Source organism: Microbacterium dextranolyticum, assembly GCF_016907295.1.
Lineage (GTDB): Bacteria > Actinomycetota > Actinomycetes > Actinomycetales > Microbacteriaceae > Microbacterium > Microbacterium dextranolyticum.
The window spans coordinates 2,113,469-2,126,795 of the sequence record NZ_JAFBBR010000001.1; the positions used below are offsets into that span (position 1 = coordinate 2,113,469).

Annotated in this window: 13 protein-coding genes; 5 read left to right on the top strand and 8 right to left on the bottom strand. The window is 66.1% G+C overall.

Annotated elements, in window-relative coordinates; all coding sequences use genetic code 11:
• The first annotated feature begins 78 nt into the window (after window positions 1-78).
• Complete coding sequence (locus JOE64_RS09805; RefSeq protein WP_204964081.1) at window positions 79-936, top strand: LuxR C-terminal-related transcriptional regulator; 858 nt, start codon at window positions 79-81, stop codon at window positions 934-936.
• A 40-nt stretch (window positions 937-976) separates the two neighbouring features.
• On the opposite strand, the gene JOE64_RS09810 is transcribed toward JOE64_RS09805, so the two are convergent.
• Window positions 977-1,204, bottom strand: coding sequence for an RNA-binding S4 domain-containing protein (locus JOE64_RS09810; RefSeq protein ID WP_204964082.1), 228 nt, complete (start codon window positions 1,202-1,204; stop codon window positions 977-979).
• A 147-nt stretch (window positions 1,205-1,351) separates the two neighbouring features.
• Between JOE64_RS09810 and JOE64_RS09815 the strand changes: the two genes are divergently transcribed.
• Both JOE64_RS09815 and JOE64_RS09820 read left to right on the top strand, forming a co-directional pair.
• Complete coding sequence (locus JOE64_RS09815) at window positions 1,352-1,711, top strand: histone-like nucleoid-structuring protein Lsr2 (RefSeq protein ID WP_204964083.1); 360 nt, start codon at window positions 1,352-1,354, stop codon at window positions 1,709-1,711.
• 270 nt (window positions 1,712-1,981) lie between these two features.
• Window positions 1,982-3,571 (top strand): catalase, encoded by a 1,590-nt coding sequence (locus JOE64_RS09820; protein WP_204964084.1) that lies wholly within the window; start codon window positions 1,982-1,984, stop codon window positions 3,569-3,571.
• A 4-nt stretch (window positions 3,572-3,575) separates the two neighbouring features.
• On the opposite strand, the gene JOE64_RS14700 is transcribed toward JOE64_RS09820, so the two are convergent.
• From JOE64_RS14700 to JOE64_RS09840, 4 genes are all read right to left on the bottom strand, one after another.
• Entirely contained in the window at window positions 3,576-4,988 is a 1,413-nt protein-coding gene (locus JOE64_RS14700; protein WP_204964085.1) for an excalibur calcium-binding domain-containing protein, read from the bottom strand.
• Between the two features lie 152 nt (window positions 4,989-5,140).
• On the bottom strand, window positions 5,141-5,464 hold the full coding sequence (locus tag JOE64_RS09830) for a hypothetical protein (RefSeq protein ID WP_204964086.1): 324 nt from the start codon (window positions 5,462-5,464) through the stop codon (window positions 5,141-5,143).
• 621 nt (window positions 5,465-6,085) lie between these two features.
• A protein-coding gene (locus JOE64_RS09835; protein WP_204964087.1) for an IS3 family transposase occupies window positions 6,086-7,338 on the bottom strand; the annotation gives its coding sequence in 2 pieces (ribosomal slippage) (window positions 6,086-7,056 and window positions 7,056-7,338; 1,254 coding nt in all).
• A 52-nt stretch (window positions 7,339-7,390) separates the two neighbouring features.
• On the bottom strand, window positions 7,391-8,227 hold the full coding sequence (locus JOE64_RS09840) for an NAD(P)H-binding protein (protein ID WP_204964088.1): 837 nt from the start codon (window positions 8,225-8,227) through the stop codon (window positions 7,391-7,393).
• Window positions 8,228-8,310: 83 nt separating this feature from the next.
• Between JOE64_RS09840 and JOE64_RS09845 the strand changes: the two genes are divergently transcribed.
• On the top strand, window positions 8,311-8,991 hold the full coding sequence (locus JOE64_RS09845; RefSeq protein ID WP_239531741.1) for a TetR/AcrR family transcriptional regulator: 681 nt from the start codon (window positions 8,311-8,313) through the stop codon (window positions 8,989-8,991).
• Between the two features lie 185 nt (window positions 8,992-9,176).
• Here the strand turns inward: JOE64_RS09845 and JOE64_RS09850 are convergent, their stop codons facing one another.
• From JOE64_RS09850 to JOE64_RS09860, 3 genes are all read right to left on the bottom strand, one after another.
• Window positions 9,177-10,793 (bottom strand): DNA/RNA helicase domain-containing protein, encoded by a 1,617-nt coding sequence (locus JOE64_RS09850; RefSeq protein WP_307821518.1) that lies wholly within the window; start codon window positions 10,791-10,793, stop codon window positions 9,177-9,179.
• 112 nt (window positions 10,794-10,905) lie between these two features.
• The gene (locus tag JOE64_RS09855; protein WP_204964090.1) at window positions 10,906-11,226 is read right to left on the bottom strand and encodes a nucleotide pyrophosphohydrolase; all 321 of its coding nucleotides are present in this window, start codon (window positions 11,224-11,226) and stop codon (window positions 10,906-10,908) included.
• 52 nt (window positions 11,227-11,278) lie between these two features.
• On the bottom strand, window positions 11,279-12,169 hold the full coding sequence (locus JOE64_RS09860; protein ID WP_204964091.1) for a hypothetical protein: 891 nt from the start codon (window positions 12,167-12,169) through the stop codon (window positions 11,279-11,281).
• Between the two features lie 148 nt (window positions 12,170-12,317).
• Here JOE64_RS09860 and JOE64_RS09865 point away from each other — a divergent pair, with 148 nt between their 5' ends.
• Window positions 12,318-13,319 carry an IS481 family transposase gene (locus JOE64_RS09865; RefSeq protein ID WP_204964092.1) on the top strand — a complete coding sequence of 334 codons (1,002 nt, stop codon included), beginning with the start codon at window positions 12,318-12,320 and terminating at the stop codon, window positions 13,317-13,319.
• Window positions 13,320-13,327 lie beyond the last annotated feature (8 nt).

Below are 13,327 nucleotides of genomic sequence, written 5' to 3' on the forward strand. Positions count from 1 at the left end.
CGTCGATCGGGCGCATGGTATCGTCGACGCTACGAAACGGGTGACGCGGTCGTCACCCCCGGAAGTGGGTACAGAACCGTGTCAGCGATCGACCTCAAGTCCGAGGACGATCTTCTGTCGGACGCGGTCGGTGACCTCGCGTCACGCACCGGTCTGCCGGTCGCTTTCGGCGGTTTCGAACGCGAGGGTGCCATCGATGTGACGGCGGTCGTCGGCAACCGCACACCCCATCTCGCGAGTCTCGTCGTCAAGCCGACCCGCGGCCTCGGCGGTCGCGCGTTCGTCGAACGACGCCCGCGTCTCGCGCTGGACTACCGCTCGTCGCGAAACATCACCCACGATTACGATCGCGCGGTGCTGGGCGAAGGCATCTCGACGCTGTTCGCCGTCCCGATCCTGGTCGCCGGCAAGGCGCGCGGGGTCATCTACTGCGGCGCGTGGTCGCGATCGCCCTTCGGCGAGTCGGCGGCGCGCAGCGCGCTGCAGATCGCCGCCGACCTCGCGACAGAGCTGCGGGTCCGCGACGAGGTGGGGCGCCGGCTTCAGCTGGCGTCGACGCCCGAAGCTGCTGCGCCCGTGCTCGACGTGGTGATCCGCGAGGAACTGCGCGAAGCGTACGCCGAGCTGCGCCGCATCGGCGCCGAGGTCGCCGACGCGGGCATCCGTCGCCGCCTCGCCGACATCGAGCAACGCCTTGCGACGCTCTCGCGCGACGGCAGCGCGCCGATCGAGCACCTCGACGTGCGACTCTCGCGTCGCGAGACCGACGTGCTCGCCTGCGCGGCGCTGGGCCAGACCAACGCCGAGATCGCAGCGACGCTGTCGCTGCGCGAAGGCACGGTCAAGTCGTACCTGCAGGCGGCGATGGCGAAGCTGGATGCCGGTACGCGACACGCGGCGGTGACGAAGGCGCGGCGCGCCGGGCTGCTCCCCTGACGCGATTCGATGTGCGCGATCTGCGGCGCCACCCGGGAATTCAGGGGCGCACGCGCACGCGTCGACCGTCGTACTCGACGACATCGCCGTCGTGCAGCTGACGCCCGCGGCGGCGTTCGATCTGTCCATTCACGGTGACGAGTCCGTCGATGACCGCCTCTTTTCCGTCGCCACCCGAATCGAGCAACCCCGCGAATTTGAGCAGTTGTCCCAATCGAATGCTGTCGCTGCCGAGAGATATATCGGCAATCCGGCTTTCATCTGTCATGTCGACAATGATAATCGGGCAGCGACGGATTCTCGCTCTCATCGGCGTCTCTTCGCCATTGCTCCACCCCTGCGATGCCGGGGAGAATATCGATGCACGCCGGTGACATGCACCCTTTTTCGCAGAAGCGTGATTATGCTCGCTGTCATGGCTCGCAGAATTGTGCATCAACTCGTCGACGATCTGGATGGCACCGTCCTCGAAATCGGCGAAGGCGAAACCGTCCTGTTCTCTCTCGACGGCACCGCCTATGAAATCGACATCACCGAAGAGAACGCCGCGGCGCTGCGCGACCTCCTCGCTCCCTACATCGCCGCCGCGCGCCCCGTTTCGGCACGCTCCGGCGGATCGTCGCGCGGATCGAGCGCCGGCTCGCGTCGCCAGAAGCGCTCCGGCCAGCGCGATTACGCGCCGGTGCGCGAATGGGCGGCGAAGAACGGCTATACCGTCTCGGAGCGGGGTCGCGTGCCGGCATCCGTCATCGAGGCATACGACGCCGCGCACTGACGCTTCTCCGCACTCCATTCCCCGCGAAACCTCACTTGTGTACGCCTTTTCGGCGTTTTCAGGTACACAAGAGAGGTTTCGCAGGGTTTTGTGTGCGTGCTCGGCGAATTCCGACGGGCGCATGGCGTGCTCGTCGGCTGACATTCCGCACTGCGGTCCGCGTCGCGATCCGCATGGCGGGCTCGTCGGCTGACGTTCCGCACTGCGGTCCGCGTCGAGGCCGCCGTCAAGGGGGTGGATGCCACGGCGCGCGCGACGTACCGTGGCGCCATGCCTGAACTCCCCCAGCCCCATGACGGCACATCCATCCGCACCGCCCCGTCTGCCGAGGCGGAACTCGGTTCGACCACCGACACCGGTGCTCCTGCACCGAGCGACCGCAATGCCCTGACGATCGGCGCCGACGGCCCGATCGTGTTGCACGACGTGCACTTTCTGAATCAGATGGCGCACTTCAACCGCGAGCGCGTGCCCGAGCGGAACGTACATGCCAAGGGATCCGGGGCGTTCGGTGTCTTCGAGACGACCGACGACGTATCGGCCTATACCAAGGCATCCCTCTTTCAACCGGGGGCGACGACGCCGATGCTCGCGCGCTTCTCGACCGTCGCCGGCGAACAGGGCTCGCCCGACACCTGGCGCGACCCGCGCGGGTTCGCGCTGAAGTTCTACACCGATGAGGGCAACTACGACCTCGTCGGCAACAACACCCCGGTCTTCTTCATCCGCGACGCGATGAAGTTCCCGCACTTCATCCGCTCGCAGAAGCGCCGGGGCGGCAATGGCCTCCGCGACAACAACATGCAGTGGGACTTCTGGAGCCTCAACCCCGAGTCCGCGCACCAGGTCACGTACCTGATGGGCGATCGAGGCATCCCCCGGTCGTACCGTCACATGAACGGGTACGGCTCGCACACGTATATGTGGGTGAACGCCGCGGGCGAGAAGTTCTGGGTGAAGTACCACTTCCACGCCGACCAGGGCGTCGAGGGCCTCACCGATACGGATGCCACGCGCATTGCCGGCGAAGACGCCGACTTCCACCGGCGCGACCTCTTCGAGGCCATCGAGCGCGGCGAGCACCCCTCGTGGACGCTGTCGGTGCAGATCATGCCGTATGAGGATGCCCGGACCTACCGCATCAACCCGTTCGACCTCACCAAGATCTGGCCGCATGCGGACTATCCGCTGATCCGGGTGGGCACGATGACCCTGAACCGCAATCCGGAGAACTTCTTCGCCGAGATCGAGCAGGCTGCGTTCGAGCCTTCTGCGCTCGTGCCGGGCATCGGATTCTCGCCCGACAAGATGCTGCTCGGTCGCGCGTTCGCCTACGCCGATACGCACCGCCACCGCATCGGCGCGAATTACCTGCAGCTGCCGGTCAATCGGCCGCACGTCGACGTGAACACCTACACGCAGGACGGGCCGATGGCGTACGACCACAACGGGGATGCCCCGGTGTACGCCCCGAATTCGTTCGGCCGCGGCTACGCCGACGAGGTCGGCGAGGTCGACCCCGGGTGGGAGGCCGACGGGGCGATGGTGCGCCAGGCCTACACGCTTCGCGCGGACGACGACGACTTCTCGCAGGCGGGAGCGCTCGTGCGCGACGTGTGGAACGACGAGCAGCGCGCCGCGTTCGTGAAGACCGTCGCGGGCCACCTGCTCGGCGGGGTGACCGGCGACGTCCTCGAGCGGGCCTTCGCGTACTGGAAGGCCGTGGACGCGGCGACCGGCGCCGAGATCGAACGACTCGTCCGCGCCGACGCCGACCTCGGTGCACCGGGAGCGCAGCCGGATGCCGCTGTCGACGATGCGGAGAATCCGATCGTCGAGAGCGACACCCACGCGGGGTGAGGGGCTACTCGCAGGCGATGCCGTCGCCGTCGCGGTCCAGCTTGCGGGAGTACCCCGGCTCGCCGACACGGATAGGCGCAGCGCCCGCAGCCCGGGCCTCCTTGCAGTTGGCGTAGTACGCGTTCGCCGGCGGCGCCGGAGCCGGCTCCGCGGGGGCTTCGGGCTCGGCCTCTTGCACCGGCGCTTCGACGAACGGGGCGGGGTCGGCCGGCGCCGGCTCGGCGGGGGCGGGTGCTGCGGGCGGCGGAACCACGGCCTTCAACGCGTACTGCGAGGTGACACTCCCCTGGTCGGCGCACCCATCGAGGACGCGCGCCATGGCATCCCGCTCGTTCTGCGTGACCGACAGCCCGTACATCGCCTTGACCGACACCTGGCGCGCGACGTAGGCGCACTGGTACCCGGCGTTGGCGGGGAGCCATGCCGACGCGTCTCGGCCGTTCTTCGCGCCGTACGCGTCGGAGCCGACGGCGAGCACGTTGATCGCATCGTTCGCGAAGGTCGCCCGCTGGTCGGCGGAGAGGTGCTGCGCACCGCTCTGCCACGCGTTCGACAACGACACCACGTGATCGATCTGCACGAGCTTCGATGTACCCGGCCCTCGGGTGAAGGCGACCGTCGTGCCCGTGTACGGGTCGGCGAGTTGCCCCGAGGTCACCTTGCACGATCCGGAGCGCACCGGGTTCTTCAGGTCGCGCCCGAGCGTGTCGTTGCGGGTGTCGCATCCATTGCGGTCGACGTCCAGCCACGATTGGCCGAACTGTGCACGGCTGAAGCCGCTGTCGGATGCCGCGGCCCGAACGGTCAGGGTGTCGAGGATGGCTCGTGCCGAGCGCCCGTCGGTCGCGGCCGTGTCCGCGACGGTCGCAGTGGTTCCTGTGAACGAGGCCGCAGCTGCGACATCCACGTCATCGGGTGTCGGCGATGGCGTCGGCGTCGGCGAGGCCACGGCCGCACGAGAGGCGGGCTGCTCGCTCTGTGCGGCCACCGGTGTCTTCGGCGAGGGATAGATGACCCCGCTCAGCATTCCCGCAACGACGAAGACCACTGCGGATGCCGCAATCGCAGCTGCTGCGATTCCGTTGCTGCGGAAGCGCAGCCACGTCGGGGTCTTGCGCGATACGGCCACGATCGCCGTGATCAGGACGACCAGAGCGAACAGGGCGACGAGCGGCGCCAGGAAGACAAGTATGACGACGGCCACCAGGCCGCCGACGATCCATGCCCATTTCGGCAGCCGGCGAAGCCATGACGCCTTCTCACCGTCAGCATGCGGCGGCGGCGTCGGCGATGACCCGGGTGGCACCGACGCGGGCATCAGGTGTTCCGTCCACTGGGCGCCGTCCCACCACCGCGTCCGGGTGGGATCTTCAGGATCCGTGAACCATCCCGGCGGCGGCGACGTCGGCGACGTCATCGCTCGTTCCCCGTTATCCGTTCACGTGTCAGCTTTGTCGTCAGCATTCGAGTCCCCCGAACTCATCGTCGACTTCGCGCGAAGTCTGTGAGGATTATACGGATTCAATGAGAGTTCTCTCATTCCGCGGGGTGTGACAAAGCTGTCGGCAGCTATCCCCCCTGCGACGCCAGCGCTCCCAAGATGATGGGGGTTCCGTTCGCCGTGCAGGCGGAGTTGATCTTGTCGACGACGGCCTCGAAGCTCGGGTCGTCGGGCATGACACCCTCGCGGGCCAGGCTGACGGCTTCTCGCACGAGCGGGGTGATGCTCGACGTGCCCTGAGGGAACACCGACCACATCTGCTGCGCGGCTTCTCGGCGCGCGTCATGCGACGACTGGTCGATCAGCCCTTTCGCCAGCAGACCGTCCGCGTGGAACGTCACGGTCCGGACGGCACTGACGTAGCCGCATTCCCACGCCGCATCTGGCTGCACGGCGGTGGGATCATTTGCCGGGGCGGCATCGCTCGAGGTCGATGTGGAGAGAACCGGCTCAGGCGCCACGGCGGAGTGAGACGAGGTTGCGCACCCCGCAAGGAATGCGGCTATCGCCGCCGCGGATACCGCCACGATGCTGACTTTCACGAGCCGAATACGATGCGGTGCCATGCCCGAGAGCTTGGCGGAGGCAGACGCACGGCGTCAAACCGAGGTCGACGACGATTCAGCGCAGGCGCGGGTCGTCGGGGGTCGGATACGTCGGGGAGAAATTGCCCGACAGATTCGCCGGTTGCATAACGTCGGCCATGCCGCCCTTTTTTCCTCCCCACAGCGAAGGACCGCGGAGAGCGGGCAGCTGCGTGAGAACGCTGCCGGTGAAACGACCTTCGGGCGGAATGTACGGAGCCCTCGTGCGGCGCCTGGCACACCATTTCCGTATTCTCGTCCGCAGGCTCATGTCGATTCCTTTCCGCGGAACACCGGGCGCCCGTGTCGCACTGACCCCGATTTCACCGCTTCTGCTTCGAGAATTCTCTTTCGCAGAGGTGCTGTCAAGGCGATTCGCACGGGCTGGTCTGACTCGCCCCGGCGTGTCCGGAGAGCGTTTTACTGGTGTCAGCCGGCTTTTCCGACCGGTTCGTTGCGAGCGTAGTCGAGCTGCTCGACCTCAAGGGGTGTGAGGTCGTCGATGGAGCCGTGGGTGCGCTCCGTGTTGAACCACAGCACCCAGGACGCGGTTGCCGCCTCGACCTGGTCGATGTCGCGCCAGGGCCCGTCGTGGTGGATGAGCTCGGACTTGTAGAGCCCGATCTGCGATTCCGCGAGGGAGTTGTCGTAGGCGTCGCCGACGGACCCGACCGAGGGGTCGATGCCTTCGTCGACGAGCCGGTCCGTGAAGGCAATCGAGGTGTAGACGCTGCCGGCGTCGGTGTGGTGCGTGAGCCCGGCGAACCCGGTGACGCCTTCGCGGCGGCGGGTGAACAGAGCCATGTCGAGGCAGTCGAGCACGAGCGGAGTTGTCATCGAGGTCGCCGCTCTCCACCCGATGATGCGGCGGGAGTGCGCGTCGAACACGAACGCGACGTAGACCCATCCGGACCACGTCCAGACGTAGGTGAAGTCGGCGACCCAGAGCTGGTTCGTGCGGAACCGGGCGAAGTGCCGGTCGACGAGGTCGGCGGGCCTGGTCTCCCGCAGATCCGCATCCACGGGACGCTTCCGTTTCCCGCGGACGACACCGGCGATCCCGAGCTCGCGCATGAGGCGTTCGACCGTGCAGCGGGCGATGTCGTGCCCGTCGCGACGCAACCGCAGCCAGAGCTTCCGGGCCCCGAGCACCTTCCGGTGCGTCTGCCACGTGGTCAGGATGATCGGCTTCCACCTCTCGTCCGACACGATCCGCGGTGACGGACCGCGATCTCTCGCGTCGTAGTAGGTCGATGGGGCGATCTTCACGCCGTGCTGGGTGAGCACGGCGCAGATCGACTCGACACCCCATCGGAGCCCTCCGTCGGCGCGGTCCTTGTGCGCGTCGATGAAGCCGACTATCGCTTGTGTGGCCGGTCGAGTTCGGCCGCGAAGAAAGCCGAGGCCGCCTTCAAGATCTCGTTCGCCCGCCGCAGTTCCGCGTTCTCCCGCTTTAGTCGCTTGATCTCCACCGCGGCGTCGGTCGTGACTCCGGGCCGGTCGCCCGCGTCGACCTGCTGCCTGCGGATCCAGGTGCGGATCGTTTCTGGCGACCCGACGCCGAGCATCTGCGCGACAGCGGTCATCGCGGCGTACTCGCTCGGATAGTCGGATCGCACCTCGGCGACCATACGGACAGCGCGCTCACGAAGCTCGCGCGGGTACTTACTGGGACGTCCCATGAGACAGATCCTTCCAAGGAATCCTGTCTCCGGACACGCCGGGGCGAGTCAGTCAGCGGAAAAGCTCGGCGTGGTCTTCAACCCACGTCCGGAAAGTGCGCGGCGGCTTTCCGGTAATGCGTTCGTAGTCGTGAGAAACGGCCGGGGTGGCGCCGACAGCCTCTCGCCAGTCCTTGATGATCTGCCGCACCCACACGTCCGGCACATACTGAGACAGCATCGTGCTGGACTCGGCCTCGGTCTGTTCGATCACTTCCACCGGGCGCCCGATCACCGCGGCGATCGTGTCGACCTGCTGTCGAAGGGTCAGGCGCTCCGGACCGGTCAGAATCGGCGCTTTTCCGATCAGAGCGTCGCCGGTCAGAGCGACGACGGCGACGTCGGCGATATCGCGCTCGTGGACGGGCACCTGAACCGCCTCCGGGTACGGCAGCGGTACGGCGCTGTCGCCCCGCACTCCCCAGCTCCACCGGGCGGCGTTGCTGGCGAAACCACCCGGTCGAAGGAAGGTGTGGGCCACCCCGGAGCTCTCGATGGCACGTTCGACGCGGATGAAACGGGAGCCGTTGAAGTCGTCGGAGGCACCGGGGAACGTGACGGACGACGATGACAGCAGCACGACGTGCCGCACGCCGGCCTCGACGAACGCCGCGCTCAGCGCTTCGGGTTCGTCGAGGTCTGCGTAGATGAAGACCCGGTCGACGCCATCGAGCGCGGCGCCGAAGGATGCCGGCCGATTCAGATCAGCCGCGAACACCTGCACCTCACCCGGCAGCACCAGCTTCTGCGGCGTTCGACTCGTGGCGCGCACGGCGACGCCGTGCTCTCGCAGCCCCGCGACCACCGCGCCACCCACCGCACCGCTTGCCCCGACGACAAGAACCGACATGACGACCTCCTCCACAAAACGAACAGCGTTCGCGAACAGTATTCGTCACGAACACAGTTCGTGTCAACTGGTAGCCTGCTGACATGTCAGCGCAGGAAAAGCACCCGATCACGCGACGCGGACGCTCCGCGAAGCCTCCCCTCACGCCGCGGTCGATCATCGAGGCGACGATGGTGCTCATTCAGGAGCACGGAGTCGAGAAGACGACGCTGCGACAGGTGGCAGAGCGCGTCGAGACCGGACCGGCCTCGCTCTACGCGTACTTCGCCAACCGCGATGCCCTACTCGAGCACGCACTGGACGCTGCCTACGCTCAGGTGCAGCTCGTCGACGCGGACGGCGACGAACGCGGATGGCGTGAAGCGCTCGCCGGCACCATCGTCAACACGATCACGACCTTGGCGCAGTATCCGGGGCTCGGTTCCGTCGCGCTCGGCACAATCCCCGTGCTGTCCGGGGCACTCCGGCTCGCGGAACATGAGTTGATGCTCATGGACGACGGCGGAATCGCACCCGAGCGCGCCGCGCTGGGTGTCGACCTCATCGCCCAGTTCGCCGCCTCGTCCGCAATCGAACGGACCGTTCGCCGGACCGGCAACCGAGGCGACGGCGAACGACAGCACGTCCTCTCGGCCTACGAGAACGCCGACCCCGAGCGCTTTCCGCAGGTTCGGCGGCAGGCCGCGCTCCTGACCGGCCCCGACGAACGGACGAGACGCGACTTCGCGATCCGCGTGCTGATCGACGGAATCGAGGGGGCATAGGGATGGGATGAACGGCAGGTGATGCTGCCATCTGCCCTCTCCTCACGCCCACACCCTGACGGACGCGCAAACGCCCACCGTGCGGTTGGCAGGAGGATTCACGCGCCGACTGCAGCGCACGGCGGAGAATGCCCTCGACTCCGCCGAGAATGGGATTTAGCGCGGTGAGATGACGCGCCCCGCCACTACCTCAGGGCGAGCGCCCGGCCGATGTACGCACGTAGCTGCGGGTCGCACACGTAGATGTACGTCCCTCGGATCCCGCGCGTGAGAAGCACGCCGTAGATGTTGCGGACGAACCCGAGAAGGTCATCGTCCGAGTAGACGATCCCCCGCTGCTTGTTGTTCTCTTTACCCTTCGCGTCTCGGTAGGAGTCTCGATCGACGAAGAGTCGACCGGAGGCGGCGTCGTAGCGGAGGTCGCTGCCGATGATGACTCCGGCGAAGTTGAGATCGTAGCCCTGCACGGTGTGGATCGACCCGACCTCCTGGACGGAATTCGGACTGTTGATCCAGTCTTTCGCCTGACTGTTCCAGCGCAGGCTTACGCCGTCGAGTTCGATATCGAAGGCACTGTGGTCACGATTGCTCTTCCAGTCCCAGGCATAGCCGGCAACAAGACGAGCGAGCCCGTGCTCTGCGTTCCTGGCAAAGATTTGCTGACGCATCTCCGACAGATCGTCGAAGAACCGAAGGTCGTACTCGCCAAGATCAGGACGCTCGAGCGCCGAGACTTCACCGCGCAGCATCGCCCGAACGAACTCGACGTAATCCGCACCCGCGCGCACGCGCATCTGCGTTGCGAGCGGGTACCACCGGTGTGAAGCTCGAGCGCCCGCGACGAGTGCCCGCACGGTCGCCTGGGTTAGGTCTGCTGGTCGCACGGTCTGCTCGGCGTCGAGGAGATAGATCTGGTGCGCGCTCTGCGCGCGGATCCAGTCCAGCTGGGTCATCGACAAATCATCCGCGCCGAAGAGCTTCTCGTTGATGGTGATGAAGCGCTTGTTGTTGACACCGGATGACTGGTTCGCTCGCTGACTCAGCCGATGCGTCTCATCCACGATGAGAATGTCCCAGCGCTGCTCCGACACGCCAACGTCAAAGGCACTGAGGATCTGCTCCCCAGAGAGCTTCGGGGTCTTCTTGAACACTCGTTTGATCGACTCGCGGAGCGACTGCTGTGGGACGACGAATCCGATGCGGAGGCCTTTGAGTAGGTCTCGGCTCTCCGGAACGAAGAACTCAGCGAACATCGAGTCGGGCTCGATCTCGTCAGCGTCGCCGTAGTCACGGATGTCTGCGAGCAACTTCATCAAGAAGATGGCGACGATCGTCTTGCCCGTCCCGGGCTGGCCTTCGATGACGGTCGATGACGGGAGTCCGGCCTTAAGGTCCTCGAGCAGCCCTTCCACGATATCTTCCACGGCGATCGCCTGTTCAGGCGTAAGCACTTTGAACGGAGAGAGCTTGAAAAGGTCGCTGTTCTCGATCTCGGGAATCGAACGCTGGAAGATCCCCTCGTCGCGGAGTTGCTCGAAGATGTCTCGGAAGCTCTCGCGGTACACCTCACGCTCGTAGTAACGAGCGTCGATGATTCCCTCGTTCCCGTTCATGACGGTGAACTGCCCGTCCCCGGCGAGCCAGCGGATGAGGTGAGACTCGAGGTCGAGGCAGACGGACTTGTTGTATGTCTCGTCAAAGACCACACGGACGGTGCGAAGCCCGTCCTTCGCAGGGTTGGCGAGATGCTGGCGCATGCGTGACGCTGCATTGACGGTCTCACCGACGTACACGGATGCCATGCTCCGCGATTCTCCACCGTCGAGCACATAGACGACGGGCCAGTTGGTCCGTCGCTCGTCTCCGTTCGCCCACGTTACGACCGCAGGAACGGAGAACTCGAGCCGCTCGATCTCAAAGGACGTCATACTTGGCGCTCCGGCCCTTCGCTCGATCCACGGGATACTTCTCGGCCGTGACCTCGAGCTTGTCGAGCACGATGTCATCGAGGTCTAACCCCAGCCGCATGGCCAGCAACGTGCAGTAGGTCACCACGTCGGCGAGCTCACCACGCACCCGCGCAACGTCGCCCTCGTCATCCCACTGGAAGCACTCAAGCAGTTCGCCGGCCTCGATCGAGATACTCTTTGCGAGATTCGCGGGCGTGTGGAACTGCGACCAATCACGTTCGCGCACGAACTTCTCCAATGCCTGGCGTACGCGCTCACTCGTCACAATTGCGACCGTATCAGGGCTGCGAAGAGGCGCCGACCTGCTCCGAGCGGCGTCACAATGCGTGAGTGCTCACGGTGGCTCCTTCCAGCGCGCCGACTTCGACCCGGTACCAGCCGTCGAGGATCTCGACGAGAGCATCGGCGAGCAGTTCGACCCTTTCGAGCGGCATGCGCTGTGATGCGGGGCCGACGATCCAGTCGATGTAGCCGGTGGTCAACCACCGCTCGCTGTCCGCGAAGTGGCGGTCGACGGTCGCAAGCTTGCGTGCGTGCGCTCGGCCGTTCTCGGTCTTCGGGTTGACGTGAGCGGAGCTCGGGCGACGCGTGCTGAGGTGGAGTTGCTCGACGCGGTCGCCGATGACGTCGTCCCGCAGCCGCTGCACCGCGTTCACCCACGTCGGCGTCGCCGAAGGGTCGCGCGGGTAGCTCGTCGTATCTGCCTTCACGCTGATGCCGACACTGAAACGAAGAGGCACGGGCTCACCCGCCGGTGGCATGGCCCGCTGCGCGACCTGGAGCACAGCGCGCAGCTGGGCATCACCGAACTTCGGTGAATAGAAGTTGATCGCAGGCATTCCCGAACCACCGCGCCTGCTGTCGACAGTCCACCCAGACCCCAGCCTCTGCTGCGCCGGCTCGATCAGTTGACGAAGCCGAGCCTCGACGGCACTCTTTCCCGAGCGCGCCGCGCGTACTTCGGCAAGCGTGAGTCGCGACTCCGGAAAGCAGTCGAGCGCTTCTTCCCAGGTCATCACAGTGACTCGCGCCTTGCGTGGGAGCCACTCGGGTGCGTGTTCTCTCTCGAGCAAGAGCACGACCAGGTGGTCGGCGACCGTCAACTCCCGATCGACTTGGTCTTCCGTCAGCGTGTGGTCGAACTTCGCCTCAATGCCGAGGACGAAGTCTGGCTCATTGAAGATGAGGGCGATGTCGACTTTCTGCACCCCGTACTCCGCCCTGACATCGACGAAGCATCCGAGACCGGCGCCCGCTAGGTGTACTTCCCCGGGAGGTTGTGAACGGGTGAGGTAGGCGAAGACCTCCGGGCAGGATGTGGGTTACCACACTCGCATCCTGACCACGGAGGTCTTCGTGTCTCACGCTAACGCGCCTTTGACGCCGGAAGGGCGTCGTCGTCTTGCTGTCCTCGTCGTGGATCGGGGCTGGTCGTTGCGGCGGGCAGCGGAACGGTTCCAGTGCTCGCCCGCGACGGCGAAACGGTGGGTCGACCGGTATCGGGCCGGGCTGCCGTTGACGGACCGCAGCTTCAGGCCGCAGACCTCGCCGAACCGGCTCCCGCGGAAGACGGAGCGGAGGATCGTGTCGTTGCGGTTCACCCGCCGGTGGGGTCCGCACCGGATCGCGTATCACCTGGGCCTTGCCCGCTCGACGGTCGGCCGGGTGCTGGCCAGGTATGGGATGCCGAAGCTCGTGAACATCGATCAGGCCACCGGGCTCCCAGTCCGCAAGCCGACGCCGAAGCGGTACGAGGTCGCAAGACCGGGCCAGCTGATCCACGTCGACATCAAGAAGCAGGGCCGGATCCCTGATGGCGGCGGCTGGCGCGCCTTCGGCCGCGGATCGGCGCAGGACCGTGCCGCGGGATCCGTCCGTGACAAGGCCGCACGGTCAGGAGCGGCCGGCTCCCGCGGCTACCGGTATCTGCACCACGCCGTCGACGACAACTCGAGAGTCGCGTACTCGGAGATCCTCGACGACGAACGCAAGGAGACCGCGGCAGGGTTCTGGACCCGCGCGAACGCGTTCTTCGCGAGCCTCGGAGTCACGGTCACCGCCGTGATGACAGACAACGGCGCGTGCTACCGGTCACACGCGTTCGCGGACGCGCTCGGCGACGGTGTGAAGCACAAGTGGACAAAGCCGTATCGGCCGCAGACCAACGGGAAGGTCGAACGCTTCAACCGCACCCTCGCCGCCGAATGGGCCTACGCCAAGCCCTACGCCAGCGAAGCAGAGCGAGCCGCGGCATACGAGACCTGGCTGCATCACTACAATCACCACAGACCCCACACCGGGATCGGCGGCCAGACCCCCTCAGCCCGCGTTCACAACGTCACGGGGAAGTACAGCTAGGGCGTGTT